Source organism: Rhodanobacter soli (assembly GCF_039523495.1).
Classification (GTDB): Bacteria; Pseudomonadota; Gammaproteobacteria; order Xanthomonadales; family Rhodanobacteraceae; genus Rhodanobacter; species Rhodanobacter soli.
Genome location: NZ_BAAAFK010000001.1, coordinates 1,554,954 through 1,581,821, shown reverse-complemented (window position 1 = coordinate 1,581,821; position 26,868 = coordinate 1,554,954). Strand labels below are relative to the sequence as shown.

Sequence of the window (26,868 nt, the reverse complement as noted above, 5' to 3'; positions counted from 1 at the left end):
ATTCGAGAAAGGAGAACACCTATGAAGCCCAACACGTTCAGCACGCTCGCACTGGTCCTGCTGCTGCCGCTGGCCGCTTGCAGCCAATCCCACCAGGCCGACTCCCAGCCGGGTGCCGCCGACCACACGGCACAGGCGATGAGGGACGCCGGCGAGAAAACCTCCCCGTCGGCAATTTCCGGAGAGATCCGCAAGGCGATGCAGAAGGCCAAACAAGAGCTGGCCACCAGGAACATCGACGTGAACAGCGTTCGCATCAACGGTAGCCAACACAACGACAAGGACGCACGCCCAAAGGCCGAGATCACCCCGCAAGGCGACTTGCTGATCGCAGGCAAGAAGGTGGCGGCCACGCCGGAGCAGCAGACCCTGCTGCTGGACTACCGCCAGCAGATCCTCGGTATCGCCGAAGCCGGTATGGACATCGGCGCACAAGGCGCCGATCTGGGCCTCAATGCAGCCAAGCAGGGAGTCTGGGGCGCGCTCACCGGCAAAAGCGACAAGGACATCGAAGCGGCCATCAAGCCGCAAACCGACAAGATCCAGGCCGCGGCCGCCAAGCTTTGCCAGCGACTGCCCGACCTGCTGTCCAGCCAGCAGAAACTGGCCGCGGCAATGCCCGAGTTCAGGCCCTACGCGACCATGCAGCAAAAGGACGTCGATGATTGCGGCAAGGACATGAAGGACAAGGACGGCAAGAAAGGCTTCGCCGTGTTCTCCGACTGATCCCTGTGTGGGAGCCCGCTCGCGGGCGATGCCGTTTGCTCTAGTTCTCCAGGCATCAAAAACAACAGCATCGCCCGCGAGCGGGCTCCTACAGAACGTCTTTCAGGGTCAGCCGTGAATGCCGCCCCTGGTCAGCGCCATCGGGTCGAGCAGCTTCTTCAATTCATCCTTCGACAGCCCAGTGGTTTCCAGCGCTACTTCCATGATCGGCCGATGCTGCTTGTACGCCAGCTTGGCGGTGGCCGCCCCCTTTTCGTAGCCGATCACCGGGTTCAGCGCGGTGACCAGGATCGGGTTCATCGCCAGCGCCTGGTTCACCCGCGCCTTGTTGATCTTGAAGCCGGCAATGGACTTGTCGGCCAGCAGCACGCTGACGTTGCTCAATATTTCGATCGACTGCAGCAGGTTGTGCGCGATCAGCGGCAACATCACATTGAGCTGGAAGTTGCCGGACTGGCCGGCGATGGTGATCGAGGCGTCGTTGCCGATCACCTGCGCGGCGACCATCGCCACGGCCTCGGGGATCACCGGATTGACCTTGCCCGGCATGATCGACGAACCCGGCTGCAACGCCGGCAGCTCGATCTCGCCCAGGCCGGCCAAGGGACCTGAGTTCATCCAGCGCAGGTCGTTGGCGATCTTCATCAACGCCACCGCCAGTGTCTTCAACTGGCCGGACAGTTCCACCGCCGCATCTTGCGCGGCCATGCCCTCGAAATAGTTTTGCGCCGACTCAAAGCGCACTCCGGTCAGCTTCTTCAGTTGCGCCGCCATCGCCGGACCGAACCTCGGATCGGCATTGATGCCGGTGCCCACCGCAGTGCCGCCCTGCGGCAACCGGCGCATGCGCTTCAAGGCCTCCTCGATGCGCTCGATGGCAGAGGCGACTTGCGCCGACCAGCCCGACAGCTCCTGCCCGAAGGTGATCGGCATCGCATCCATCAGGTGGGTGCGGCCGGTCTTCGGCGTGTTCTTCAATTCACGCGCGCGCTTGTCGATGGTCTTCTTCAGGTGCTTCAGTGCCGGCAGCAACTGCTCGCTGGCGGTCAGCGCGGCGCTGACGTGGATCGCGGTGGGGATCACGTCGTTCGAGCTCTGCCCATAATTGACGTGGTCGTTCGGATGCACCTTCGCGCCGCCCTGCACCGCCAGATGCGCGATCACCTCGTTCGCGTTCATGTTGGTGCTGGTGCCCGAGCCGGTCTGGAAGATGTCGATCGGGAACTGCGCGTCGTACTGGCCGTCAGCCACCGCCAGCGCCGCCTTGCGGATCGCCGCGGCCTGGTTTTTCTTCAGGTGGCCCATCGCCAGATTGACCTCGGCCGCGGCGGCCTTGATCAGGCCGAGTGCGCGGATGAACTGGCGCGGCAGGTGCAGGCCGGAAATCGGGAAGTTGTCGATCGCGCGCTGGGTCTGCGCGCCGTACAGCGCGTCGGCGGGGACTTTCAACTCGCCCATGCTGTCGTGTTCGATGCGGAACGTGGTCATGCTCGGTCCTTGGAGTCGGGGGAAATATCTTCACCACGATAGGCTCGATTCGCGTCATATCAAGGGTTCGGGCTCGCCACGGCCGGGCCGACAGTCAGCGCACCCGTTGTAGAATGCGCGTTTCCCTGCCCTGCCGGAAACCCCGATGTCCTCCCACGCCCTCACCGCCCTGTCGCCGCTGGACGGCCGCTACGCCAGCAAGGTCGAGGCGCTGCGCCCAATCTTCAGCGAATTCGGCCTGATGCATCGCCGTGTGCAGGTGGAGATCGAATGGCTGCTGGCGTTGGCCGCCGAGCCGCAGATCGCCGAACTGCCGGCGTTCGGCGCGGGCCAGGTCGCCACGCTGAAAACCATCGCGGAAAACTTCAGCGAAGCCGACGGCGAGCGGATCAAGGCGATCGAGGCCACCACCAACCATGACGTCAAGGCGGTGGAGTACTTCATCAAGGAAAAGATCGGCGCCGACGCCAGCCTTGCCCAGGCGAAGGAATTCGTGCACTTCGCCTGCACCAGCGAGGACATCAACAACTTGTCTTACGCGCTGATGCTGCGCGATGCGCGCAGCCAGGTGTTGCTGCCGCAGCTGGACGCGGTGATCGCCAAACTGCGCGAGATCGCGCACGCGAACGCCGCGCTGCCGCTGCTGTCGCGCACCCACGGCCAGACCGCCTCGCCCAGCACGCTGGGCAAGGAAATCGCCAACGTGGTGGCGCGCCTGGAACGCCAGCGCAGGCAGCTCGCCGCAGTGGAAATCTCCGGCAAGATCAACGGCGCGGTGGGCAACTACAACGCTCACGCCATCACCTATCCGGAAATCGACTGGCGCGCGTTCTCGCAGCGCTTCGTGGAAAGCCTCGACCTTGGCTTCAACGCGTACACCACCCAGATCGAGCCGCACGACGGCGTGGCCGAATACTGCGACGCGGTGCGACGCGCCAACATCATCCTGATCGACCTGGCCCGCGACATCTGGGGCTACATCTCGCTGGGCTACTTCAAGCAGACCTTGAAAGCCGGTGAGGTCGGCTCCTCGACCATGCCGCACAAGGTCAATCCGATCGACTTCGAAAACGCCGAAGGCAACTTCGGCCTCGCCAACGCCCTGCTCGGCCACTTCGCGGAAAAATTGCCGATCAGCCGCTGGCAGCGCGACCTCACCGACTCCACCGTGCTGCGCGCACTGGGCACCGCGTTCGGCCACACCCTGGTTGCGCTGGAATCACTGAAGAAAGGCCTGGGCAAACTCACCGTCAATGCCGACCGCATCAGCACTGACCTCGACGCCAGCTGGGAAGTCCTGGCCGAAGCCGTGCAAACCGTGATGCGCCGCTACGGCCTGCCGGAGCCGTACGAACAGCTCAAGGCGCTGACTCGCGGGCATGGCATCACGAAGGACTCGATGCGCGAATTCATCGGTGGGCTCGATCTGCCGGCGGAGGCGAAGCAGCGGCTGCTGGAACTGACTCCCGGCAGCTATGTCGGCCTGGCCGAGACACTGGCGAAAGACATCTGAGCACGGGTGCCTGTCCGGCACCCTCGCCCCTGACGGCGAGGCTTCGCGGATCCGCCGACCATACGGCACCCTACGCACCGCAACAGTCATCGGGCCAAATGCGGTAACCAGGCCGCCAGTCGCCAATCCGGCTCTGTCACTCGAGTTCTCTGCTCGGCGCTCCGAAGCTTTTTACCCGGCATCCCGAGCTCGGAGCCAGCCTCTCCGGGCTTTTTAGCCGGTGCTCCGAGCCCGGAGCTAGGTGCTGCTACTCACGGTATGCTGGCTTCAGCGGGTCGCCACCATCACTGGCAGGCGGCCTGGCAACTTGCTCAAGGCGGACGGTTATGCCGCCGCCAAACTCCAGCGTCAGCACCATAGGGAGCGTCTCGGTGGGCACCACATTCTGGATCAAGCGTTTTTTTACCGTTCTCACTGGTGCATTTGTCGTCATCGGCGTGGTGCAAATGCTCAAAGGCCACGATTTGCGTTACTCCGTGACCGAAGCGGCAATATGGGGTGTCATCACAGCAACCGTGTTCACGGTGGTCCGCCTCTATCAATCTCATAGAGGTCGGCACTGCGCGATCTGCAAAGACACACCGGAAATGCACCAAGTTGATCGCGACGGCGATGCGTAGCAACCCGTTCAAGGCGGCATCACCACCGCCTATCTCCAGCGTCAGACCCGTGAGCACACATGACTGACTACCGCGTAAAGTTTGATTTCGTTGTGCACTTCACTAACGGAGGCAGGCTGTCCGCGCAGGACTTTCGCCTGGATATACCGGGAAATGGCATAGGTGACGACGAGCTTGCCGCCTACCTGATCCAGGACATGCGCTTGCTGATGGCTGGCCGGGTAGACATCACCAACAAGCGGATTCTCGCGGAGCCTCACAAGAGAGCAGCAATCGCCACTGCGGGGCTTCCTCAAATGACTATCGATCTCTCCACTGAGAGCCTGTCGGCCGCAGAGCTGATGATGCGGGCAAAAAGCCGCCCCCTGCGGGTACTGGCTTCAGATGGTGAAAGTTACACAGTGTCCAGGCTGGTGGTCTGACCATGCCGTCAAGTCGAAACCACTTCGCGGCTGGGCATGATTCGGCAATTAGGCCTCACCTTGTGCCATGTCGGCCCGCGGGTGCGCCGGGTGCTGCGAGCACGCCTGTGGGGCGTCCACGTCGTTGACGGGCACCACCCCGGCACGCAAACGGCCGCCATCTTGCGAGGCCGGCCGTTTGCGGGGTCGCCCCGCTTTACGCGGTCTTCTTGATCAACCCCTCGGCTTCCATCGCCGCACCCACCGCCGGTCGCTCCGCCACGCGCTTCTGGAACGCCAGCAACGCCGGGAAGCCGGACAGGTCCAGCTCGACGTGCTTGGCCCAGTTGGTGACGGTGAACAGGTAGGCGTCCGCCGCGGTGAAACGATCACCGAGCAGGTACGGCTGCTTCGCCAGCACGCCTTCGATGAACTGGTAGCGCCGCTGCAGGTATTCCTTGCGCTCGGTGCGGGTGGCCTCGGGCGTATCGGGCTTGAACAGCGGGCTGTAGCTCTTGTGGATCTCAGAGTTGATGTAGCCCAGCATTTCCTGCAGGCGGTAGCGCGCCAGCGTGCCGTTGGCGGGCGCCAGGCCGCTCTCGGGCTTGAGGTCGGCCAGGTACTGCACGATCGCCGGGCCTTCGGTGAGCAGTTCGCCGTTGTCCAGCGCCAGCACCGGCACGTAGCCCTTCGGGTTGATCTGCCAGAAATCCTGGCCGCTCTCGGTGCGCTTGGCCTTGTTGTCGACCTTTTCCAGTTGCAGCGTGAGGCTCGCTTCCAGCGCCACGATGTGCGGCGAGAGGGAACAGGTTCCGGTGGCGTAGTAAAGCTTCATGCGATTGCTCCGTGTGGGGATCGGAAAGCCGTCGCCGCAACCGCCCGGAAAAACCAGTAGTCCGGGTTCAACGGCGCAGGGGTCCCCCATGGTAGCCACGCCCGGCTGGCAGGGGTAATTGCCCCCGCCCCGCACCGCCCGCGCTCAGACTTCGTCCGAACCCTCGTTGACACCCTCGAACAGGAAGGTCGACAAGTAGCGTTCGCCGGTATCCGGCAGCATCGCCAACAGCACCGAGCCCGGCGGCGCATCGGCGGCCACGTTCAGTGCAGCGGCCAGGGTGGCGCCGGAGGAGATGCCGGTGAAGATGCCTTCCTGCTGCGCCAGCTCGCGTGCGGTGTCGCGGGCCAGCACGTCGTCGACCAGCACGATGCGGTCGACCACCTTGCGGTTGAGCACGGCCGGCACGAAGTCCGGGGTCCAGCCCTGGATCTTGTGCGGCTGCCATTCCTTGCCCGAGAGCAGCGCCGCGCCGGAAGGTTCGGTGGTAATGATCTGCACGTTCGGGCGCGCCACTTTCAGCACCTCGCCCACGCCGGTGAGCGTGCCGCCGGTGCCCCAGCCTGTGACGAAGTAATCCAGCCGGCGCCCAGCGAAATCGCGCAGGATCTCCGGCGCGGTGGTCTGCCGGTGATACGCCGGGTTGGCCGGATTCTCAAATTGGCGGGCGAGGAACCAACCGTGTTGCTGCGCAAGTTCCACGGCCTTCGCCACCATGCCGCTGCCGCGCGCAGCACCCGGCGTGAGCAGCACCTTGCCGCCATAGGCGCGGATCAACTTGCGCCGCTCGATCGAGAACGTGTCCGACATCACCGCCACGAACGGGTAGCCGCGTGCCGCGCAGATCGCCGCCAGCGCCACGCCGGTGTTGCCCGAGGTGGCCTCGATCACGGTCTGGCCGGGCTTCAACGTGCCGCGCTGCTCGGCGTCCAGGATGATCGCCAGGGCGAGCCGATCCTTTACCGAGCCGGCCGGGTTGAACGCCTCCACCTTCACGTAGAGTTCGACGTGCTTCGGGGCGAGGCGATGGAGCCGGATGATCGGGGTGTTGCCAATGGTGTCGAGAATGCTGTCGTAGATCATGGGGCGTACTCCGGCAGACTAGGGGGAAAAACCGTCGCGCGATGATGCGCCTGCCCAGGTGAAGATTTCCGTCAGGCGCGATGCACCGCCGCCAGCACGCCGGCAGTTGCCGGCTCCATCGCGTCCGGGGCATGGATGCCGTGCACCGTGGCGCCCAGCGGCGGCGGTCCGAACCAGGCCAGCGACGGGGCCAGCGCCGCCACCTCACCCAGGATCAGCAGCGCCGGCGAGCGCACCTCGTGGAACATCGCGCGTTCGGCCAGATTGGCCAGGGTGCCGGTGATCACCCGCTGCCCCGCGCGCGAGCCGTTCTCGACCAGCGCGAACGGCGTCGACGGCGCCCGGCCATGGGCGATCAAGCGCGCCTGCATCATGCCCAGCTCACCCACGCCCATGTATATCGCCAGGGTCTGCCGTTCCTGCGCCAGCGCGGCCCAGTCCAGGCTGTCGTGCGAGGACTGGCAATGCGCGGTGACGAAACGCACCGACTGCGCGTGGTCGCGATGGGTCAGCGGCACGCCGGCATAAGCCGCGCAGGCCACCGCCGCGGTGATGCCGGGCACCACTTCATATGGAATGTCGTGCGCGCGCAGGAACTCCAGCTCCTCGCCGCCACGGCCGAACACGAACGGGTCGCCGCCCTTCAGCCGCACCACGCGCCGCCCTGCGCGCGCATGCTGCAGCAGCAACGCATGAATATCGTCCTGGGTGGTGTGGTGGTTGCCGGCCTGCTTGCCCACCTCGATCCGTTCGGCGTCGCGCCGGGCCAGTTCCAGCACCTCGTCGCTGACCAGGCGGTCGTGCAGGATCACGTCGGCCTCGTTGAGCGCGCGCAACGCACGCAGGGCCAGCAGGCCCGGATCGCCGGGGCCGGCGCCCACCAGCACCACCGAGCCTGCCGGCGCTGCCGATGGGGCGGCCAGCGCCTGCTCTGCCGCCTGCCGTGCCGCCTCCGGCCGGCCCTGGCGCAGCAAGGCTGCCACCGGCCCGGCGAACAGGCTTTGGTAGAAGCGCCGCCGCGCCGCCATGTCCGGATGGCGCAGGCGGATACGCCGCCGCAGGCGGCCTGCCAGCGTGGCCAGCGCGCCCAGCGAGTGGTCGAGCAGCGTCTCCAGCCGCTCGCGCAACAGCCGCGCCAGCATCGGCGCCTCGCCGCCGCTGGAGATCGCGATGATCAGCGGCGCGCGATCCACCACCGCCGGCACATGGAAGCTGGACAGTGCCGCATCGTCGACTACGTTGACGAAGATCCGCCGCAGTTCGGCGAAGGTGGCGATCAACCGGTTCAATTCGACATCGGAAGTCGCCGCCACCACCAGCCAGACCCGTTCCAGCCAGGCTTCCCGGAACGCATCGCGACGATGGGCGATACGCCCTGCCGCCACCCAGCGCTGCAGTTGCGGCGTGAGCGTGGGCGCGTTCACCGTGACCTGCGCCTGCGCACCGAGCAGGGCGGCGACCTTGCGCTCGGCCACCGCGCCGCCGCCCACCACCAGCACAGCGCGGCGGGATAGGTCGGCGAACAACGGATAAAGCTTCATTCGGGCAGGGCCGCTTCGCATGCAGAGGAGACGGAGCCACGCTACGCAGCCGCCACCGACGCGGCAAATGACTTGTATGGCCGTACATATGCCATGCCGTTATGAATCGCCTCGAACAACGCCGCGCTTGACCATTCATTCAAATAGCCGTATAGACGTCCGTACATGACCATGAGTGCTGCCCACCACGAATCCACCCGCAGCGCCAAGGTGGTCGTGCGCACCCATCCGTCATGCGTGATGCCGGTTCGTGGCACGCGATGTACCCGTGTTCCGTTCGCGCCTCAATCCAACGACCCCGACCGCTCACGAGCCCATCGCCATGACGCTGATCCAGTTGCGCTACCTGATTGCCATCGCCGACTCCGGCCTCAACATCACGCTGGCCGCCGAGCGCGTCCACGCCACCCAGCCCGGCCTGAGCAAGCAGCTTCGGCAGCTTGAGGACGAACTGGGCTTCCAGCTGTTCGTGCGCAAGGGCAAGAGCCTGGACGCGGTGACCCACGCCGGCCGGCACGTGCTGGAACGCGCCCGCACGATCCTCGCCGAAGCAGCCAATATCCGCTCGATCGCCGCGAATCTGCGCAACGAGGCGCGCGGCGAGCTGCGCATCGCCACCACCCACACCCAGGCCCGCTTCGCCCTGCCCGCCGCGATCGGCGCGCTGAGCCAAAGCTACCCGCAGGTCAGCGTGCACCTGCAGCCGGGCCGCGACGGCGAGGTGCTGGCCCAGCTGGAGGCCGGCCGCGTCGACCTGGCGGTGATCAGCAGCGCCGGCGCGCCACCTTCCGTCGGCATCGCGCTGCCGGCCTACCGCTGGCACCGGGTGATCGTGGCGCCGCAGGGGCATCCACTGGCCGCGGGCGGGCAGCCGCCTTCGCTGGGCGAGCTGGCCACGTTGCCACTGGTCAGCTACGACTCTTCGCTGAAGGCCGATTCGTCACTGCGCCGCGCGTTCGAAGCGGTCGACCTGCATCCGCAGATCGTGATGACCGCCGGCGACGCCGACCTGATCAAGACCTACGTGCGCGCCGGCCTGGGCATCGGCGTGCTGGCCGAGATGGCGATGCTGGACGGCGACACCGACCTGCAGACGCTGGCCGCCGACCATCTGTTTCCGCAATGCACGACCTGGATCGTGCTGCGCCGGGAAAGCGTGCTGCGCGAGTACGTGCTGGAATTCATCGCGCAGTTCGCACCGCACCTGGACCGTCGCGACGTGGTGCGTGCACTCGCCGCCGATACGGCGCCAACCGAGTGGTCGGCGGTACCGCACTGGCGAGAGCGACCGACGCTGCCCAACGCCGCCTGAGCAGCTCCGGTAGCCTCGCTGGGCTGGCGTGATGCGTCAACTTCCGATCAGGCCACGGTTGCGCAACAGCGCCAAGACCTGCCGAGCGAGCACGATCGGCTCGGCGGCGTTGCCGTCGAGCCGCAGTTCCGGCTGTTCGGGCACTTCGTAGGGATCGCTGATGCCGGTGAACTGGGCGATCTTGCCGGCGCGCGCCTGCGCGTAGAGGCCCTTGCGGTCGCGCGCTTCGCACACCTCCAGCGCGGTGGCGACGTGGATCTCGATGAAGTCGCCGTGCGTCTCGACCAGCGTGCGGGATTCGGCGCGGGCGTCGGCATACGGCGCGATCGGCGCGCACACCGCGATGCCGCCGTGGCGCACGATCTCGCTGGCCACGTAGCCGATGCGGGTGACGTTGGCGGCGCGATCCTCGCGCGAGAAGCCCAGCCCGCGCGACAGATGTTTGCGTACCTCGTCGCCGTCGAGTACGGTCACCGGCCGACTGGTGTGCTCCAGCAACTGCGCGATCACCGCCTGCGCGATGGTCGACTTGCCGGCACCGGACAGACCGGTGAAGAACAGCGCGAAGCCACGCGGCGCATGCACCGGATGACGCTCGCGCAGGATCTTCACCACGTCGGGGAAGCTGAACCAGGTCGGGATCTCGCTGCCTTCGTACAGGTACCTGCGCAGCTCGGTGCCGGAGATGTCGCGTATTTCGTCTGCGGCAGTCACTTCGGTGGATGGCAGGTAGGCGTCGCGGTTGGCCGCGTAGACCATCGCCGGGAACGGCACGATCTCGATGCCCAGCTCGGCTTGGTGCTGTTCCAGCAACTGCTGCGCCTCGAACGGGCCGTAGAACGGCTGGCCGCGCGAATCCTTGCCCGGGCCGGCGTGGTCGCGGCCCACGATGAAGTGGCTGGCACCATAGTTCTTGCGGATGATCGCGTGCCACAGCGCCTCGCGCGGACCGCCCATGCGCATCGCCAGCGGCAGCAGCGATAACTTCACGCTGTCGGCCGGGTACTGCGGCAGTAGCGCGCGGTAGCAGCGCACGCGGGTGTAGTGGTCGACGTCGCCCGGCTTGGTGCGGCCTACCGAAGGCTGGATCAGCAGCTTCGCGCCGGCCTGCTGCGCCGCGCGCAGGGTCAGCTCGCGGTGTGCGCGGTGCATCGGGTTGCGCGTCTGGAACGCCACGATGCGGCTCCAGCCGTTCGTCGCGAACCATTCGCGCAGGCTGCGCGGCGTATCGCGCAGCTCGCCGAAGTCGTAGTGCGCGGGCGGCTGGATGCCGCGCACGCGACCGCCCAGCGCCACCGGCCGGGTGCGATCGAGCAGTTCGGCCACGCCGGGGTGCAGGCGGTCGGTGCTGCCGAACACGCGCTTCGCCTCGTGCAGGCGGTCGGGCCAATAGATGTCCTCGACTTCCAGTACCGCCAGCGGCACGCCCTGGCTGTCGCGCAGGGCGACCTCGCTGCCGGTGGACAGCTGCGCGGCGAATTCCTCGCTGACGTCCAGCGTGATCGGGATCGGCCACAGCGTGCCGTCGGCGAGGCGCAGCTCTTTCACCACGCGGTCGTAGTCGCGTCGGCCAAGGAAGCCCTCCAGCGGCGAGAACGCACCGCTCAGCAGCAGTTCCAGGTCGCACAGCTGGCGCGTATCGAGGTCCACGCCGGGCAGTCGGGCGCTGCGCAGCTTGAGCGCCTCGGCTTCGGCGGGCGGCAGGTACAGTTCCTTCAGCACGCCGCCGTGCGGGGCGATCAAGGCATCGGCGGCGACGAGGTCGGGAGCTGGGGCAAGTGCGCTGTGACTCATGGGGATGGGATTCCGGCTGGGGCGAACGATTGAGAAAGAGCAGGCCATCGCCACGCGATGGTCGCGAGCTTACGCGAGGCTGTGCAGTCCGCATTCGCGTTTGAGCCCGAAGAAACGGGTGTCTTCGGCGTCCATGCCCGGCTCCCAGCGCTGGCTGGTGTGGCTATCGCCGATCGATACGTAGCCTTGCTGCCACAGTGGGTGGTACGGCAGGCCGTGGCGCGCGAGGTAGTGGCCGACGTCGCGATCGCTCCAGTCGGCCAGCGGATGGAACTTCCAGCGGCCGCCGCGGTGCTCGGCAAATTCGACCGCCGCGCGGCTGCGCGATTGCGCTCGGCGCAGACCGGCGAACCAGCCGGCAGCCCCGAGTTCGGATAGCGCGCGTTGCATCGGCTCGATCTTGCGCAGCTGGTTGTAGCGGTCGAGCCCGGCCACGCCCTGCTCCCAGAGCCTCCCATGACGCGCCTCCATCCAGGCGGGGCTGAGCGGCGCGCGATAGACCTTGAGGTTCAGCGCGAGCCGTTCGGTCAACTCGTCGACAAAGCGGTAGGTCTCGGGAAACAGGTAGCCGGTATCGATCAGCACCACCGGCAGTTGCGGCCGCTGCTGCGTCACCAGGTGCAGCGACACCGCCGCCTGCGCGCCGAAGCTGGAAGACAGCACATGCTCGCCGGCGACATGTTCCAGCGCCCACGCCACCCGATGCTCGGCGGTGAGCCTGGCCAGCATGGCGTTCACTTCGGCCAGCGCCTGCGGCACCTGTTCGAGCAACGCGACACTCATGCGACCAGCTCGGCGGGAATGCGCCGCGATGGCGGCGGCACGAGGATGCCGGCGCGCAGCAGGAAATCGCCGAAGCCCTCGCCATCCGTGCGTTCGGTGGCGTAGCGCACGAACAGCGGGTCGAGCGCATCGAGGATCGCCGCCTCGTCCACATTCTCGCGATAGACCTGGTTCAGCCGCTGGCCGCTGAAGTCGGCACCCAGGCGCAGGTCGTAGCGCCCCGGCCCGCGCCCGACCAGGGCGATCTCGCCCAGGTACGGCCGCGAGCAGCCGTTCGGGCAGCCGGACAGGCGCAGCAGGATCGGCGCGTCGGCGAGGTCGTGGCGCTCCAGCAAGGTCTCGAGCTTCGGCAACAACGCCGGCAGGTAGCGCTCGCTTTCGGCCATCGCCAGGCCGCAGGTGGGCAGCGCGACGCAGGCGATCGCGTGGCGGCGGATCGCGCTCTGCTTGCGATAGGCATCCAGGCCATGCTCGCGCACGATCGCGTCGATGCGCTCGCGCTCCGCTGTGGCAACGTTCGCCACGATCACGTTCTGGTTGCAGGTCAGCCGGAAGTCGCCGGTGTGCACCTTGGCCAGCTCGCGCAGGCCGCTCAACCAACGCCGCTCGCCCACGTCGGCGAGCCGGCCGGACTCGATATGCAAGGTGAGGTGCCAGTTGCCGTCGCGGCCCTCGACCCAGCCGTAGCGGTCGCCGTTGTGCGCGAAGCGATATTCGCGCGGCGTGGCCAGCGCAAAACCCAGACGCGATTCCAGCTCGGCCTTGAACACATCCAGGCCGCGCCGGTCGAGTGTGTATTTCAGCCGCGCATGCTGGCGCTCGGCGCGATCGCCCCAGTCGCGTTGCACGCCGATCACCGCCTCGGCCACGTGGAACAATTGTTCCGGCGTCGCGAAGCCGATCACGCTGGCCAGTCGCGGATAGGTACTGGCGTCGTCATGGGTGACGCCCATGCCGCCGCCGACGGCGATATTGAAGCCGCTCAGCACGCCCTGCTCGACGATTGCGATCAGACCCAGGTCTTGCGCGAACACGTCGACGTCGTTGAGCGGCGGGATCGCCAGGCCGATCTTGAATTTGCGCGGCAGATAGGTGGCGCCGTACAGCGGCTCATGCTCTTCGACGGGATGTGCGTCGCCATGCAGCTTCTCGCCGTCCAGCCAGATCTCATGGTAGGCGCGGGTCTTCGGCGCCAGCTCGGCGGACAGCCGCGTGGCCCAGGCATACGCCTCGGCATGCGCAGCCGACTCGACCGGGTTCGCCGTGCTGACCACGTTGCGCACCACGTCGCCGCAGGCAGCGATCGTGGTCGCCAGCGCATCGTGGATCGCCGCGATGGTCGGCTTGAGCTTGCGCTTGATGATGCCGTGCCACTGGAACGTCTGCCGCGTGGTGATGCGCAGCGAACCGTTGGCATGCTCGCGGGCGATGCGGTCGAACACCAGCCACTGCGCCGGCGTCACCACGCCGCCGGGCAGGCGTGCACGCAGCATGAAGGCGTAGGCCGGTTCCAGTTTCTGTTTTCGGCGCTCCTCGCGCAGGTCGCGGTCGTCCTGCTGGTAGCTGCCGTGGAACTTCAGCAGCTTGGTGTCGTCGTCGCCGATCGCGCCGGTGACCGGATCGGCCAGGCCCTCGGCGATGCCGCCGCGCAGGAAGCGGCTGGCCGCCTTGAGGTGTTCGAAGTGCGAGAGTTTCGTGGTCATGTCAGTACACGTCGCGGGCGTAGCGGCCCTGTTGCAGGAGTTCGCCGAGCCAGCTTTGTGCCTCGTCGGGCAATTGGTTGCCATGGGCTGCGATCACGTCGACCAGTGCCGCGTGGACGTCGCGCGCCATGTACTTTGAATCACCGCACACATACAGGTGCGCGCCACCCTTCAACCACTCGTACAGTTCGGCACCTTGCTCGCGCAAACGCTGCTGGACGTAGACCTTATGCGAGTCCCTCGCAACACCCCGCACATCCCTGTGCGGACTTTCAGAAAAAGCCGAGTCCCGCGAAAAGGCGAGGTCGAGCCGGTGCAGCGAGCCGTCCTTCAGCGCCTGCTGCCATTCCACCTGGTAGAGGAAGTCGCCGGCGAAATGGCGGTTGCCGAAGAACAGCCAGTTGCGGCCCGTGGCGCCGCTCTCACGGCGCTCCTGCACGAACGCGCGGAACGGCGCCACGCCGGTGCCCGGGCCGATCATGATGATGTCGCGCGAACCGTCGGCCGGCAGCCGGAAGCGTTCGTTCGGTTCGATGAATACCGGCACCTTGCCGTCCTCGTCGGCCGCGGCAAGGAATGCGGACGCCGTACCCCAGTGGGCGCTGCCGTGCGCCTGATAGTCGACCACCGCCACGGTCAGGTGCACTTCCTCGCCCACCGCCTTCGCGCTGGAGGCGATCGAGTACAGCCGCGGGGCCAGCGGCCGCAGCGCGGCCAGCAAGGCTTCGGGCTGCCAGGTCGCCGGGTAGCGGCGCAGCAGGTCGATCGGCTGATCGTCGGCCAGCACGGCGGCAAGCTGCGGCGACTGTTCCGGTTGCAGCAGCCGGGCCAGTTCATCGTGGCCACCGGCGGCCGCCAGCGCCGCAATGAAACCGCGATGCAGCCGGGTGACCTCGCGCTCGCAACCCAGCCATTGCCGCAACGGCAGTGTGCGTCCTTGGCAGGTCACCTCCTGCGCACCATCCAGCCGCAACACCTCCAGCCATTGTTCGACCAGTGCCGACGGGTTGCGCGGCCACACGCCCAGCGCATCGCCGGGCTGGTAGTGCAGCCCGGAACCCTCCAGCGACAGCTCGACATGGCGCACGTCGCGCGCGCTGTCGCGCGCCACGATGCGCTGGTTGGCCAGCACGGGGGCGGCGAACGGCTGCTCGCGGGAATACGTGCTGCGGCTCGGCACAGCATGCAGTGGGGTCGCCCGCACGGGTGGACCAACCTGCTTCAACCGTTCGCGCAGCTCGGCCAGCGCCTGCTCCGCCCACAGCGCGGCGACTGCCTCGATCTCCACGTCCGCCTCGCCGAATGCGCTGAGGCGGGTGGCGCCCAGCTCGGCCAGCCGCGCATCGAGCTGGCGCCCGATGGTGCAGAACTGCGGGTAGCTCGAATCGCCCAGACCCAACACGGCGAACTGCAGTGCCGGCAGCTTCGGTACGCGCTTGCCGGTGATGAACTCGAACAGGCCACGCGCATCGTCCGGCGGCTCGCCATCGCCCTGGGTGCTGATCACCAGCAACAGGTGGCGTTCCTGCGCCAGCTCGCGCTGTGGGTAGGCATCGGCACGCAGCAACCGCGCCGGCAGGCCGGCCGCCTCGGCGCGATTGGCAAGCTGCCCGGCAATGCGCTTCGCGTTGCCGGTCTGGCTGCCGTAGAGAATGGTCAGCCGTTCGGCCGCCCTGCCCGCCGGCGCGACAACCACCGGGCTGCTGCGCTGCGCCTGTTCGGCCTGCGCCGCACTCCACGCGGCGACCCAATACAGTTGCGCCGCCGTCAGGCTCTCCAGTTCTCGGGTCAGCCTGGCAAGCTTTTCCGCATCCAGGTCCGGCGTGGCGAGATTCGACATAACGGCGGTATTCACGGTGATTCCATTTGGACGTCTATACTTCTTGACGTCCAATTTATTTTTTTGACACCCATTCTTGGAAAGGATCTCTCGGCATGTGCTTATGCCGAGGCCTTATTTCCACGTGGCGGGCCCGCTTCCGATACTTGCTACAATTTCGCATCGTGCGCGGATGTCTCCCCCATGCCACCGTTTTCTGAGTTCCTCACCTTCGCTGCCGTGGGCGTACTCGCCCAACTGGTCGATGGCGCGCTGGGCATGGCTTACGGCGTCGTCTCTGCGGCGATGCTGCTGGGACTGGGCCTGCCGCCGGCGGTGGCGAGTGCCAGCGTGCATTACGCTGAGACCTTCACCTGCGGCGCCTCCGGCCTCAGTCACCTGGCCGCCGGCAATGTGCGGCGGCAGCTGTTCTGGACCCTCGTCATACCCGGCGTGGTCGGCGCGGTGATCGGCGCCTACGTAGTCAGCCACGTTCCCGCAGCGTGGATGCGGCTGGCGCTGACACCCTACCTGCTCGGCATGGGTGTGTTCCTGCTGCTGCGTGGCACACGGCGCAAGCAGCGCCACGACGACAGCGTGCCATCCGTCGCTCGCCCGCTGGGACTGGTGGCCGGCTTCGCCGACGCCGTAGCCGGCGGCGGCTGGAGCGCGATCACCGTGACCGCCCTGGTCGCGCGCGGCGCCACGCCGCGCATGGTGATCGGCACAGTGCACTTGGCCAAATGCGTGGTCAGCGCCGCCGCCAGCGTCACCTTCCTGCTGCATGTCGGCGCCACCCACGGCACGGCCGTACTCGGCCTGATCGTGGGCGGCGTGGTCGCCGCACCGCTGGGCGCCCTGCTCGCCCGGCACATGCCGGCACGGGCCGCGACGCTGCTGGCCGCCACCGCGGTGCTCGTGCTGGGGCTCAACAACGTGGTGAAGGCGCTGCACTGACGTCAGCCACGCCGGTCGCCGCTACAATGCGCGCATGACCAAACCAGCCCTCTTTCCGATCGAAGTCCGCGGCTCCGCGAAGCAGCCGCTGGGCATGTCGCCCGCCCGTTTCCTGCGCGACTACTGGCAAAAGCGGCCGCTGCTGATCCGCAACGCTTTCTCCGACTTCCAGCCGCCACTGCAGCCGGATGATCTGGCCGGCCTCGCCTGCGAGCCGACCGCGCTGGCTCGGCTCATCGTGTACGACGAGAAGCGCGACCGCTGGCACGTCAATTCCGGTCCGCTGACCGAAGCCGATTTCAGCAAGACCCCCGACAGCCACTGGACCCTGCTGGTGCAGGATGTCGACAAGTGGGACGCCGACGTGGCCGGACTGCTGCAGCACTTCAGCTTCCTGCCGAGCTGGCGGGTGGACGACGTGATGGTCTCCTACGCCGAGCCCGGCGGTGGTGTCGGCGCGCACGTCGACCAGTACGACGTATTCCTGCTGCAGGGTCTGGGTCAGCGCCACTGGGCGATCAGCGACGACCCGCTGGCACCGAAGGCGTTCCGCCACGACGTGGAACTCAAGCAACTGGCGCACTTCGAGTCGACCCACGAATGGCTGCTGGAACCGGGCGACATGCTGTACCTGCCGCCGGGCGTGCCGCACGACGGCGTGGCGTTCGGCGGCCCGTGCATGACGTTCTCCGTCGGCATGCGCGCGCCGTCGCAGGCCGAGCTGACCGGCGACCTGGCCGACTTCATCGCCGAGCAGCTGCCGGAGGAATTGCGCTACGCCGATCCGGACCTGAAACCGGCCACCGCCACCGGCGAGATCGACCGCGCCGCGATCGAGCGGCTGAAGGACGCGCTGCCGTTTGCCGCCGCCCTGCGCGACGACATGCTGCGCGACTGGTTCGGCCGCTTCATCACCCGCTACCGCAACGCGCAGATTCCGGCGCCGCTGGAAAAGCCGCTGGGCGAGGCCGCGCTGGCCAAACAGCTCGACGCCGGCGCGCAGCTGCTGCGCCACCCCTGGTCACGGCTGGCCTGGAGTCGCGGCAAATCCGCCTGCACGCTGTACGTCAGCGGCCACGCCTACCCCGCCACGCCCGCGCTGGCGCAGCAGTTGTGCGAGCAGCGCGTACTCACCGTCGACGGCAAGCTCGACGCCGTCGAATGCCATCTGTTGCTGGCCCTGGTCAACGACGGCCATCTGCTGCCACGCAAGTCGCGCCGACGCCGATGAAGCTGCAAGACTTCCACATCGAGATCGCCGACTGGTCACGCGAAGACCAGCGCACCGCCCTGCTCGACCTGCGCGGCACCGTGTTCATCCAGGAGCAGGGCGTACCCGAGCAGCGCGAGCGCGACGGGCTCGATGGGGACTGCTGGCACGTGCTGGCGCGCGACGACGCCGGCCGGCCGATCGGTTGCGGCCGGCTCACGCCGGCACACAAGATCGGCCGCATGGCCGTGCTGCGGGAGTGGCGCGGTCGCGGCGTCGGCGTGGCGTTGCTGCGCGAACTGGTCGCCCGTGCCCGCGCGCAGGGCTGGCCGGAAGTGGCGCTGGACGCCCAGGTCAGCGCCATCGGCTTCTACGAGCGCGAGGAGTTCGTCGCGTACGGCGAGGAATTCGAGGACGCCGGCCTGCCGCACCGGGCGATGCGCCTGATCCTGCCCGCGAATACCGATGAAGCAACGCCGCTGCGCGACATCGGCGTACTGCCCGCCGACGCGCGCGGCGAGACTGCCGAAGCGCGCCTGCAACTGCTGCGCGACGCGCGGCATCGGCTGTCCATCTATCTGCCATTGCTGGGCAATGACGCTTACGCCAGCGTGGAAGAACTGGCCGAACTGCGGCGCGTCGCCATCTCCGGCCGCGGCGCGCAGATCCGCATCCTGCTGCACGACCCGGCCGCCGCGCTGCGCAACGACCATCGGCTGGTCGCGCTGGCGCAGCGCCTGTCCAGCGCGATCCAGATCCGCACGCCGGTGGAGGAGGCCGACCTGGCCTACATCTCGGCCTACCTGCTCAACGACGCCGGCGGTTACCTATTCCTGCCCGAGGCCGATCGCGCGCAGGGCCGCGCCGCCCGTCACGACCGCGCCAGCCAGGCGCCGCTGCTGCAGCACTTCGACGAAGTATGGGAACGCGCCGAACCGGCCAGCGAACTTCAGGCGCTGGGCATCTGAGCCGACTGAACCGCAGCTGGCCCGGAGTTTTCACCTGCCTGGCCGCCCACGCCTGCGACAAAGCGCATGAAACCGCTGCCTGCGACGAAATGCTCGTTAGACCATCGTCTGAAATGCCTGCCGACAGACCCTTCCAGACGGCCCGCGGGTTGCCGCGTTGCAGCAGCCCAAGGCTATAATCGTCGGGATTCTCCCCAGTCATCCGTATAAGCGGCCCGTCGGGCTTGAAAACCGACCGGGAACCGCGACTTCAAAGGTCACACGGATGGCTGCAAGCATCCTTTCCCTGCCGGTGGTGACGTGACTACAAACCTGATCCGCGAGTTCTTCGACTCCTCCCAACTCGCTGGCGGCAACGCCGATTACGTCGAATCGCTCTACGACGCCTGGCTGGCCGACGCTTCGTCGGTCCCGGCCGAATGGGCCAACTACTTTGCCTCCTTCAAGGGTCGCGAGTCGGGAGACGTCTCCCACACCGCGGCCATTGCGCGTATCGAGGCTGCACAAAAGCGGCGCCACAACGGCGTCGCCAGCGTGCCGATGAGCGACGAGCACGCGCGCAAGCAGGCCGGCGTGCTGCGCCTGCTCACCGCTTACCGCTCGCGCGGCCACCTCGCTGCCGAGCTCGACCCGCTCGGCCTGACCGAGAAGATGCCGGCGCCGGATCTCGGCCTCGCCTTCCACGGCCTCTCCGACGCCGACCTCGATACCGAATTCGACACCGGCAACTACGCCGGCAGTGGCCAACGCCTGAAACTGCGCGAGCTGCTGACCCGCCTGCAGAAGACCTACGCCGGCACGATCGGCGCCGAGTTCATGCACATCAGCAACCACGAGCAGCGCAACTGGATCTACAGCCGCCTGGAGCAGGCTGCCGGCCATAGCAGCCTGGACAAGGCCGGCAAGCAGCGCGTGCTGGACGGCCTCACCGCCGCCGAGGGTCTGGAACGCTATCTGCACACCAAGTACGTCGGCCAGAAGCGCTTCTCGCTGGAAGGCGGCGACAGCCTGATCCCGATGCTCGACGACGTGGTGCGCGCCGCCGGCGACAACGGCATCAAGGAGCTGGTGATCGGCATGGCCCACCGCGGCCGCCTCAACGTGCTGGTCAATATTCTGGGCAAGCCGCCGAAGACCCTGTTCGACGAGTTCGAGGGCAGGTTCGACCACCCCGACGACCCGGCCCATTCGGGCGACGTGAAATACCACATGGGCTTCTCCGCCGACGTCAAGACGCCCAAGGGCGGCGTGCACGTGGCGCTGGCGTTCAACCCGTCGCACCTGGAGATCGTCAACCCGGTGGTGACCGGCTCGGTGCATGCGCGCCAGACCCGCCGCCGCGACACCGCGCACACGCAGTCGATGGCCGTGCTGATCCACGGCGACGCCGCGCTGGCCGGCCAGGGCGTGAACATGGAACTGTTCAACATGTCGCAGGCGCGCGGCTTCAAGATCGGCGGCAGCCTGCACATCGTGATCAACAACCAGGTCGGCTTCACCACCTCCAACCCGCAGGACGCCCGTTCCACCATGTACTGCACCGACCTGGCCAAGATGGTCAACGCGCCGGTACTGCACGTGAACGGCGACGACCCGGAGGCGGTGATCCTGGTGACCCGGCTTGCCTATGAGTTCCGCAAGACGTTCCGCAAGGACGTGGTGATCGACCTGGTCTGCTACCGCCGCCACGGCCACAACGAGGCCGACGAGCCAGCCGCCACGCAACCGGTGATGTACCAGATCATCCGCAAGCGCCCGACCGCACGCGACCTGTACCAGCAACAGCTGGTGAAGGAAGGCGTGCTGGCCGATGGCGACGCGCAGAAGCAGTTCGAGGCATACCGCGACCGCCTGGAAGCCGGCGCGCCGATGACCGAGCTCGATCCGGCGCCGGTTCGCGACGGTCACGTCGACTGGGCCCGTTTCCTCGGCGGCAAGCTGTCCATGCCGACCGACACCTCGGTGCCGAAGCAGAAGCTGCAGGAACTGTCCGGCAAGACCCTTACCCTGCCGGCCGACCTCACCTTGCAGGCGCGCGTGGCGAAGATCTACGACGACCGCCGCAAGATGGCCGCGGGCGAACTGCCGGCCGACTGGGGCTTCGCCGAGAACCTGGCCTACGCCACCCTGGTCGACGACGGCTACGACATGCGCCTGGTCGGCCAGGATTCCGGTCGCGGCACGTTCTTCCACCGCCACGCCGTGCTGCACGACCAGAAGGACGGCCATACCTATCTGCCGCTGGCAAACATTCGTGACGGCGCCGACGTCGAGGTGATCGACTCGCTGCTCAGCGAAGAGGCGGTGATGGCGTTCGAGTACGGCCACTCCACCACCGATCCGGACACGCTCAACATCTGGGAAGCCCAGTTCGGCGACTTCGCCAACGGCGCGCAGGTGGTGATCGACCAGTTCATCAGCTCCGGCGAAGCGAAGTGGAACCGCCTGTGCGGTCTGGTGCTGCTGCTGCCGCACGGCTACGAAGGCCAGGGTCCGGAGCACTCCTCCGCGCGCCTCGAGCGCTTCCTGCAGCTGTGCGCGATGGACAATATGCAGGTCTGCGTGCCGACCACGCCGGCGCAGGATTTCCACATGATCCGCCGGCAGATGTTGCGCGCCGCGCGCAAGCCGCTGATCGTGATGACGCCGAAGTCGCTGCTGCGCCACAAGCTGGCGGTGTCCACGCTGGACGAGCTGGCCAGTGGCAGCTTCCAGCTGGTGATCGGCGAGCATCGTGAGCTGGCCGCGAAGAAGGTCAAGCGTGTCGTGCTGTGCTCCGGCAAGGTCTACTACGACCTGCTGGAGGAAGCCGACAAGCGCGGGCTGGCCGACGTGGCGATCGTGCGTGTCGAACAGCTGTATCCGTTCCCACGCGCCGAAGTCAGCGCCGAACTGGACAAGTATCCTTCCGCGAAGGAAGTGATCTGGTGCCAGGAAGAGCCGATGAACCAGGGCGCCTGGTTCCAGATCCGCCACCACCTGCAGGCCTGCATCGGCAGCAAGAACAGTCTCTCGTATGCGGGACGCGCACGCTCGCCGGCACCAGCCGCCGGTCACCACAACACCCACGTCGCCGAACAGGCAGCACTCGTCGAACAGGCGCTCAGCGCGCCGGTCGGCGCCGACCACTCCGCAGAATAAAGACCCAAGGATCACGCATGTCCATCGAACTCAAAGTCCCCGTCCTGCCCGAGTCCGTTTCCGACGCCACCATCGCCAGCTGGCACAAGAAGGCCGGCGACGCGGTGAAGCGCGACGAGAACCTGGTCGACCTCGAAACCGACAAGGTGGTGCTGGAAGTGCCCTCGCCGGTCGACGGCGTGCTGAAGGAAATCCGCCACCAGGTCGGTGACACGGTGAACAGCGAGCAGATCATCGCGATCATCGAGGAAGGCGCCGTTGCCGCCGCGCCGGCTCCCGCGGCTGCCGCACCCGCAGCTGCCGCCCCCGCGCCGGCCGCACCGAAGGCTGCCGCCAAGGGCGCCGAGGCTCTTTCCCCAGCCGGCCTGCGCGTGGCCACCGAGGAGAACATCGACCCGTCCAAGGTCGCCGGCACCGGTCGCGACGGCCGCGTGACCAAGGAAGACCTGGTCAACTACGGCAAGGGCGGCACGGTTGCCCCGGCCGCCGCCGCACCGGGCGCGAAGCCGACCCCGGGCGCACGTCCGGAAGAGCGCGTGCCGATGACCCGCATGCGTGCGCGCATCGCCGAACGCCTGATGCAGTCGAAGAACTCGATCGCCATGCTGACCTCGTTCAACGAAGTGAACCTGAGCGAAGTGGTGAAGATGCGCAAGGCGCTCGGCGACGCGTTCCAGAAGGAACACGGCGTCAAGCTCGGCTTCATGAGCTTCTTCGTCAAGGCGGCCGCCGAAGCGCTGAAGCGTTATCCGTTCGTCAACGCGTCGGTCGACGGCAACGACGTGATCTACCACGGCTATCAGGACATCTCGATCGCCGTGTCCACCGACAAGGGCCTGGTCACGCCGGTGCTGCGCGACGTGCAGGACATGAGCTTCGCCGATGTCGAGAAGGGCATCGCCGACTACGCCACCAAGGCGCGCGCCAACAAGTTGTCGCTGGACGACCTGCAGGGCGGCACGTTCACCATCACCAACGGCGGCACCTTCGGCTCGCTGCTGTCCACCCCGATCGTCAACCCGCCGCAGAGCGCAATTCTGGGCATGCACACGATCAAGGAACGCGCCATCGTCGAGAACGGCCAGATCATCGCCGCGCCGATGATGTACATCGCGATCAGCTACGACCACCGCATCATCGACGGCAAGGACGCGGTGCTGTTCCTGGTCGACATCAAGAACCAGCTGGAGAATCCGCAGCGGATGCTGCTTGGACTTTGAGCGTCCCGCTCAAAGTCCAAATAGGTAACGAAGCTCTGGTACCGCACGATCATCAAAGCAACGACTACGAGTTGCTTTCGCGGTGCCACAGCCCGATCCGCTCCGCCTGCGAGCACGAGCCCGCCGCATAAAGGAACACACATGAGCGACAAATTCGACGTCATCGTCATCGGCGGCGGCCCGGCCGGCTATCACGCCGCGATCCGCGCCGCGCAGCTCGGCCTGAAGACGGCCTGCATCGACGCCTGGGCCGGCAAGGATGGCAAGCAGGCGCTGGGCGGTACCTGCCTCAACGTGGGCTGCATCCCGTCGAAGGCGCTGCTGGATTCCTCCAAGCAGTTCCACAACCTCACGCACAACCTGCCGGTGCACGGAATCACCGTCGAGAACGCCAAGGTCGACCTCAAGACCTTCATCGGCCGCAAGGAAAAGATCGTCAAGCAGTTCACCGGCGGCGTGGCGCAACTGTTCAAGGCCAACAAGATCACCAGCTTCTTCGGCACCGGCAAACTGCTGAAGGGCAACCAGGTCGAGGTCACCGGCAACGACGGCAGCAAGCAGATCATCGCCGCCACCAACGTGATCCTCGCCTCCGGCTCGGTGCCGATCGAACTGCCGTTCGCGAAATTCGACGGCAAGAACATCATCGACAACGCCGGCGCGCTGGAACTCGACGCCGTGCCGAAGCGCCTGGGTGTGATCGGTGCGGGCGTGATCGGTCTGGAGCTGGGCAGCGTGTGGCGCCGCCTGGGCGCCGAAGTCACCGTGATCGAGGCGCTGCCGGAATTCCTCTCCGTCGCCGACGCGGATGTCGCCAAGGTCGCCGCCAGGGAATTCGCCAAGCAGGGCCTGGACATCAAGCTCAACGCCAAGCTCAACAAGGCCGAGGTGAAGAAGGACGGCGTGCACCTGGTCTACACCGACAAGGACGGCGAGCAGAAGCTCGTCGTCGACAAGCTGCTGGTCGCCGTGGGCCGCCGCGCCTATACCGCCGGGCTGCTGGCCGACGACACCGGCGTGAAGCTGGACGAGCGCGGCCGCATCGTGGTCGATGAGCATTGCCATACCGGCGTGGACGGCGTATGGGCGGTCGGCGACGCGGTGCGCGGCCCGATGCTGGCGCACAAGGGTTTCGAGGAAGGCATGGCGGTGGCCGAGTGGATCGCCGGCAAGGCCGGCCACGTCAACTACGACACGATCCCGTGGGTGATCTACACCGAGCCGGAGATCGCCTGGGCCGGCAAGACCGAGAAGCAGCTGAAGGACGAGGGCGTGCCGTACAAGGTCGGCAGCTTCCCGTTCGCCGCGATCGGCCGCGCCGTCGCGATGAACGAGGCGGTCGGCCAGGTGAAGATGATCGCCCACGCCGAAACCGACCGCATCCTCGGCGTGCACATGGTCGGCCCCGGCGTGTCCGAGCTGATCGCCGAGTGCGTGGTGGCGATGGAGTTCAAGGGCTCGTCCGAGGACCTGGCGCGCATCGTCCACGCTCACCCGACCCTGTCCGAAGCCGTGCACGAGGCTGCGCTGGCGGTCGACAAACGCGCCATCCACAAGGGCAACTGACCGGCCAGGCCGATCCACAATGGACCCGCTCGTGGCGACATGGGCGGGTCTTTCTTTTTCAAAACGACTTTTCAGGACAAGTGGAGAGGAGCGGACAAAGAGTGGCCAGCCGCTCTCTCGTTTCCCATTCCATTCATCTCACCCATCAGGCAAGCACCATGCCCCAACCCACCGCCATCTGCGTCTATTGCGGCTCCAGCAGCGGCAGGCATCCCGAGTACGCCGAGCAGGCGTATGCTTTCGGTACGGAAATGGCCCGGCGCGGCATTGCACTGGTCTACGGTGGCGGCAAGGTCGGGCTGATGGGCGTGGTGGCCGACGCGGTGCTCGCCGGCGGCGGCAAGGTCGTCGGGGTGATTCCTCGTCAACTGGTGGAACTCGAGGTGGCCCATCCCGGCCTGAGCGAACTGGTGGTCGTCGAGACCATGCACCAGCGCAAGACGCGCATGTACGAGCTGTCCGAAGCCTTCGTCGCCCTGCCCGGCGGCTTCGGCACGATGGACGAGATGTTCGAGATGCTGACCTGGGCCCAGCTCGGCCTGCACCGCTATCCCTGCGCCTTCCTCGACGTGCGCGGCTACTACCGCGACCTGCGCACGATGATGGAGCACATGGTCGACGAGAATTTCGTGCGCTCCGAGCAGCGCGACAGCATCTGGTTCGGCGACGACATGGCCACCCTGTTCGACTGGATGCAGGTCTATCAGGGCAGCTACATCCCCAAGTGGATCGACACCAGCAGCGTCAGCGCCTGAACAATCGCCACGGGACATCGACATGACCACCTTTCGCGCCTTCCGCATCCACCATGACGACACCGGTCACCGCGCCAGCATCGAGACCATGGACACCGGCGCGCTGTCGCCCGGCGAAGTGCTGGTCAAAGTTGCGTATTCCTCGGTCAACTACAAGGACGCGCTGGCCGGCACCGGCAAGGGCCGGATCCTGCGCACCTATCCGCTCAATGGCGGCATCGACGTGGCCGGCCATGTGGTCGCCTCGACCGATCCCGCATTCAGGGAAGGTGACGCGGTGCTGTGCACCGGCAGTGGCCTGTCCGAGACGCGCGACGGCGGCTACGGCGAATACGCGCGCCTCGACTCGCGCTGGACGATCCCACTGCCGGCGTCCTTGAGCCTGCGCGAAAGCATGATCATCGGCACCGCCGGATTCACCGCTGCGCTGGCCCTGCTGCGCATGCAGGACAATCGGCAAAGGCCGGCACTCGGACCGATCGCAGTGACTGGCGCGAGCGGCGGCGTCGGCATGCTGGCAATCGATATCTTCAGCCGCGCCGGCTACGAGGTGCACGCGATCAGCGGCAAGGCCGACCACTTCGATTTCCTGCGCGGCCTCGGCGCCAGCGAGTGCATCGACCGCCACCAGCTCGCCTTCAGCGGCAAGCCGATGGACTCGGTGCGCTTCGGCGGCGCGCTGGACAACGTCGGCGGCGCCATGCTGAGCGGCTTGCTGCCGCTGATTCATCCGTACGGCAACGTGGCGCTCTGCGGCAACGCCGGCGGCATCGCTTTCGACAGCACGGTGATGCCGTTCATCATCCGCGGCGCCAGCCTGCTCGGGATCGCCTCGGCCGGCACCGCGCGCGATCTTCGCGACCGCATCTGGCGGCATCTCGCCAACGACTGGAAACCACAGCACCTGGATCGCATCGCCACCCGCGAAGCGGGCCTCGACGAACTGCCTGGCGTGTTTGCGCGTATGCTCGCTGGCGACTCGTTCGGGCGCACCCTGGTGCGCATCGAAGGCGCGGTTTGACGAAGGCGCGCTTGGAAGTACCATCACCACGGCTTAGAATCAACGAAACTCGCAGGGGACTTTTAGCTTATGGCACGCATCCTGATCGTCGACGACTCCCCGTCACAACTGCTTGGCATCAAGCGGATCGTCGAAAAACTCGGGCATGAAACCCTTTCCGCCGAAGACGGCGCTGCTGGCGTGGAAGTGGCCAAGGCGGAAAAGCCCGACCTGATCCTGATGGACGTGGTCATGCCCAACCTCAACGGCTTCCAGGCCACCCGCACGATCAGCAAGAATGCCGAGACCGCGCACATCCCGATCATCCTGGTGACCACCAAGGACCAGGAGACCGACAAGGTCTGGGGCATGCGCCAGGGCGCCAAGGCCTACGTGACGAAGCCGATCAAGGAAGAGGAACTGCTCAAGGCGC

At 66.8% G+C, this 26,868-nt stretch carries 22 protein-coding genes; 14 read left to right on the top strand and 8 right to left on the bottom strand.

All coding sequences use genetic code 11. From position 1 onward, the window contains the following. Nucleotides 1–21: 21 nt before the first annotated feature. On the top strand, nucleotides 22–726 hold the full coding sequence (locus ABD024_RS07185; RefSeq protein ID WP_343851090.1) for a YggN family protein: 705 nt from the start codon (nucleotides 22–24) through the stop codon (nucleotides 724–726). Between the two features lie 108 nt (nucleotides 727–834). On the opposite strand, the gene ABD024_RS07180 is transcribed toward ABD024_RS07185, so the two are convergent. After that, nucleotides 835–2,214 carry a class II fumarate hydratase gene (locus ABD024_RS07180; protein ID WP_343851088.1) on the bottom strand — a complete coding sequence of 460 codons (1,380 nt, stop codon included), beginning with the start codon at nucleotides 2,212–2,214 and terminating at the stop codon, nucleotides 835–837. A gap of 145 nt (nucleotides 2,215–2,359) precedes the next feature. Between ABD024_RS07180 and purB the strand changes: the two genes are divergently transcribed. The 3 genes from purB to ABD024_RS07165 all read left to right on the top strand — a co-directional run bounded on the left by purB (nucleotide 2,360) and on the right by ABD024_RS07165 (nucleotide 4,769). Continuing rightward, nucleotides 2,360–3,727, top strand: a complete 1,368-nt coding sequence (gene purB / locus ABD024_RS07175) for an adenylosuccinate lyase (RefSeq protein WP_343851086.1) — start codon at nucleotides 2,360–2,362, stop codon at nucleotides 3,725–3,727. 371 nt (nucleotides 3,728–4,098) lie between these two features. After that, the gene (locus ABD024_RS07170; RefSeq protein ID WP_343851084.1) at nucleotides 4,099–4,347 is read left to right on the top strand and encodes a hypothetical protein; all 249 of its coding nucleotides are present in this window, start codon (nucleotides 4,099–4,101) and stop codon (nucleotides 4,345–4,347) included. Between the two features lie 59 nt (nucleotides 4,348–4,406). Further along, nucleotides 4,407–4,769 carry a hypothetical protein gene (locus ABD024_RS07165; RefSeq protein WP_343851081.1) on the top strand — a complete coding sequence of 121 codons (363 nt, stop codon included), beginning with the start codon at nucleotides 4,407–4,409 and terminating at the stop codon, nucleotides 4,767–4,769. A 196-nt stretch (nucleotides 4,770–4,965) separates the two neighbouring features. Here ABD024_RS07165 and gstA read toward each other — a convergent pair whose 3' ends face one another. From gstA to cysG, 3 genes are all read right to left on the bottom strand, one after another. After that, entirely contained in the window at nucleotides 4,966–5,583 is a 618-nt protein-coding gene (gstA, locus tag ABD024_RS07160; protein ID WP_343851079.1) for a glutathione transferase GstA, read from the bottom strand. A gap of 144 nt (nucleotides 5,584–5,727) precedes the next feature. Further along, nucleotides 5,728–6,666 (bottom strand): cysteine synthase A, encoded by a 939-nt coding sequence (gene cysK, locus ABD024_RS07155; RefSeq protein WP_343851077.1) that lies wholly within the window; start codon nucleotides 6,664–6,666, stop codon nucleotides 5,728–5,730. Nucleotides 6,667–6,737: 71 nt separating this feature from the next. Next, a complete protein-coding gene (gene cysG, locus ABD024_RS07150) occupies nucleotides 6,738–8,207 on the bottom strand; it encodes a siroheme synthase CysG (RefSeq protein WP_343851075.1) in 1,470 nt (489 codons plus the stop codon). A gap of 322 nt (nucleotides 8,208–8,529) precedes the next feature. Between cysG and ABD024_RS07145 the strand changes: the two genes are divergently transcribed. Next, nucleotides 8,530–9,519 (top strand): LysR substrate-binding domain-containing protein, encoded by a 990-nt coding sequence (locus ABD024_RS07145; RefSeq protein WP_343851073.1) that lies wholly within the window; start codon nucleotides 8,530–8,532, stop codon nucleotides 9,517–9,519. Nucleotides 9,520–9,555: 36 nt separating this feature from the next. Here the strand turns inward: ABD024_RS07145 and ABD024_RS07140 are convergent, their stop codons facing one another. From ABD024_RS07140 to ABD024_RS07125, 4 genes are all read right to left on the bottom strand, one after another. Beyond that, nucleotides 9,556–11,313 (bottom strand): bifunctional sulfate adenylyltransferase/adenylylsulfate kinase, encoded by a 1,758-nt coding sequence (locus ABD024_RS07140; RefSeq protein ID WP_343851071.1) that lies wholly within the window; start codon nucleotides 11,311–11,313, stop codon nucleotides 9,556–9,558. Between the two features lie 69 nt (nucleotides 11,314–11,382). Beyond that, nucleotides 11,383–12,096: a phosphoadenylyl-sulfate reductase gene (locus tag ABD024_RS07135; RefSeq protein ID WP_343851069.1), complete on the bottom strand. Its 714-nt coding sequence runs from the start codon at nucleotides 12,094–12,096 to the stop codon at nucleotides 11,383–11,385. Continuing rightward, a complete protein-coding gene (cysI, locus tag ABD024_RS07130) occupies nucleotides 12,093–13,799 on the bottom strand; it encodes an assimilatory sulfite reductase (NADPH) hemoprotein subunit (protein ID WP_343851067.1) in 1,707 nt (568 codons plus the stop codon). The genes ABD024_RS07135 and cysI overlap by 4 nt, the downstream gene beginning before the upstream one ends. Before the next feature lies 1 nt (nucleotide 13,800). Next, the gene (locus ABD024_RS07125; RefSeq protein ID WP_425543159.1) at nucleotides 13,801–15,639 is read right to left on the bottom strand and encodes an assimilatory sulfite reductase (NADPH) flavoprotein subunit; all 1,839 of its coding nucleotides are present in this window, start codon (nucleotides 15,637–15,639) and stop codon (nucleotides 13,801–13,803) included. A 183-nt stretch (nucleotides 15,640–15,822) separates the two neighbouring features. Here ABD024_RS07125 and ABD024_RS07120 point away from each other — a divergent pair, with 183 nt between their 5' ends. The 9 genes from ABD024_RS07120 to ABD024_RS07080 form a co-directional block, all read left to right on the top strand. Further along, nucleotides 15,823–16,575: a sulfite exporter TauE/SafE family protein gene (locus tag ABD024_RS07120; protein ID WP_343851063.1), complete on the top strand. Its 753-nt coding sequence runs from the start codon at nucleotides 15,823–15,825 to the stop codon at nucleotides 16,573–16,575. Between the two features lie 34 nt (nucleotides 16,576–16,609). Then, a complete protein-coding gene (locus ABD024_RS07115) occupies nucleotides 16,610–17,806 on the top strand; it encodes a JmjC domain-containing protein (RefSeq protein WP_343851061.1) in 1,197 nt (398 codons plus the stop codon). Next, nucleotides 17,803–18,753, top strand: a complete 951-nt coding sequence (locus ABD024_RS07110) for a GNAT family N-acetyltransferase (RefSeq protein WP_343851059.1) — start codon at nucleotides 17,803–17,805, stop codon at nucleotides 18,751–18,753. Before ABD024_RS07115 ends, ABD024_RS07110 begins: the two co-directional genes overlap by 4 nt. A gap of 300 nt (nucleotides 18,754–19,053) precedes the next feature. After that, nucleotides 19,054–21,894: a 2-oxoglutarate dehydrogenase E1 component gene (locus ABD024_RS07105; protein WP_343851057.1), complete on the top strand. Its 2,841-nt coding sequence runs from the start codon at nucleotides 19,054–19,056 to the stop codon at nucleotides 21,892–21,894. Between the two features lie 17 nt (nucleotides 21,895–21,911). Further along, nucleotides 21,912–23,114, top strand: a complete 1,203-nt coding sequence (gene odhB, locus ABD024_RS07100) for a 2-oxoglutarate dehydrogenase complex dihydrolipoyllysine-residue succinyltransferase (RefSeq protein WP_343851055.1) — start codon at nucleotides 21,912–21,914, stop codon at nucleotides 23,112–23,114. 141 nt (nucleotides 23,115–23,255) lie between these two features. Beyond that, the gene (gene lpdA, locus ABD024_RS07095; RefSeq protein WP_343851053.1) at nucleotides 23,256–24,680 is read left to right on the top strand and encodes a dihydrolipoyl dehydrogenase; all 1,425 of its coding nucleotides are present in this window, start codon (nucleotides 23,256–23,258) and stop codon (nucleotides 24,678–24,680) included. Nucleotides 24,681–24,838: 158 nt separating this feature from the next. Beyond that, a complete protein-coding gene (locus ABD024_RS07090; RefSeq protein ID WP_343851051.1) occupies nucleotides 24,839–25,435 on the top strand; it encodes an LOG family protein in 597 nt (198 codons plus the stop codon). A 22-nt stretch (nucleotides 25,436–25,457) separates the two neighbouring features. After that, nucleotides 25,458–26,456, top strand: a complete 999-nt coding sequence (locus ABD024_RS07085; RefSeq protein ID WP_343851049.1) for a YhdH/YhfP family quinone oxidoreductase — start codon at nucleotides 25,458–25,460, stop codon at nucleotides 26,454–26,456. A 69-nt stretch (nucleotides 26,457–26,525) separates the two neighbouring features. Further along, nucleotides 26,526–26,868 (top strand): response regulator (locus ABD024_RS07080; RefSeq protein WP_343851047.1); only part of this gene is annotated, 343 nt, incomplete at its 3' end.

Excerpts from the sequence above, each read along its gene's own strand:
- ABD024_RS07185 (WP_343851090.1), top strand. The coding sequence starts at position 22 with ATGAAGCCCAACACGTTCAGCACGCTCGCACTGGTCCTGCTGCTGCCG.
- ABD024_RS07180 (WP_343851088.1), bottom strand. The coding sequence starts at position 2,214 with ATGACCACGTTCCGCATCGAACACGACAGCATGGGCGAGTTGAAAGTC.
- purB (WP_343851086.1), top strand. The coding sequence starts at position 2,360 with ATGTCCTCCCACGCCCTCACCGCCCTGTCGCCGCTGGACGGCCGCTAC.
- ABD024_RS07165 (WP_343851081.1), top strand. The coding sequence starts at position 4,407 with ATGACTGACTACCGCGTAAAGTTTGATTTCGTTGTGCACTTCACTAAC.
- gstA (WP_343851079.1), bottom strand. The coding sequence starts at position 5,583 with ATGAAGCTTTACTACGCCACCGGAACCTGTTCCCTCTCGCCGCACATC.
- cysK (WP_343851077.1), bottom strand. The coding sequence starts at position 6,666 with ATGATCTACGACAGCATTCTCGACACCATTGGCAACACCCCGATCATC.
- cysG (WP_343851075.1), bottom strand. The coding sequence starts at position 8,207 with ATGAAGCTTTATCCGTTGTTCGCCGACCTATCCCGCCGCGCTGTGCTG.
- ABD024_RS07145 (WP_343851073.1), top strand. The coding sequence starts at position 8,530 with ATGACGCTGATCCAGTTGCGCTACCTGATTGCCATCGCCGACTCCGGC.
- ABD024_RS07140 (WP_343851071.1), bottom strand. The coding sequence starts at position 11,313 with ATGAGTCACAGCGCACTTGCCCCAGCTCCCGACCTCGTCGCCGCCGAT.
- ABD024_RS07135 (WP_343851069.1), bottom strand. The coding sequence starts at position 12,096 with ATGAGTGTCGCGTTGCTCGAACAGGTGCCGCAGGCGCTGGCCGAAGTG.
- cysI (WP_343851067.1), bottom strand. The coding sequence starts at position 13,799 with ATGACCACGAAACTCTCGCACTTCGAACACCTCAAGGCGGCCAGCCGC.
- ABD024_RS07125 (WP_425543159.1), bottom strand. The coding sequence starts at position 15,639 with ATGTCGAATCTCGCCACGCCGGACCTGGATGCGGAAAAGCTTGCCAGG.
- ABD024_RS07120 (WP_343851063.1), top strand. The coding sequence starts at position 15,823 with ATGCCACCGTTTTCTGAGTTCCTCACCTTCGCTGCCGTGGGCGTACTC.
- ABD024_RS07115 (WP_343851061.1), top strand. The coding sequence starts at position 16,610 with ATGACCAAACCAGCCCTCTTTCCGATCGAAGTCCGCGGCTCCGCGAAG.
- ABD024_RS07110 (WP_343851059.1), top strand. The coding sequence starts at position 17,803 with ATGAAGCTGCAAGACTTCCACATCGAGATCGCCGACTGGTCACGCGAA.
- odhB (WP_343851055.1), top strand. The coding sequence starts at position 21,912 with ATGTCCATCGAACTCAAAGTCCCCGTCCTGCCCGAGTCCGTTTCCGAC.
- lpdA (WP_343851053.1), top strand. The coding sequence starts at position 23,256 with ATGAGCGACAAATTCGACGTCATCGTCATCGGCGGCGGCCCGGCCGGC.
- ABD024_RS07090 (WP_343851051.1), top strand. The coding sequence starts at position 24,839 with ATGCCCCAACCCACCGCCATCTGCGTCTATTGCGGCTCCAGCAGCGGC.
- ABD024_RS07085 (WP_343851049.1), top strand. The coding sequence starts at position 25,458 with ATGACCACCTTTCGCGCCTTCCGCATCCACCATGACGACACCGGTCAC.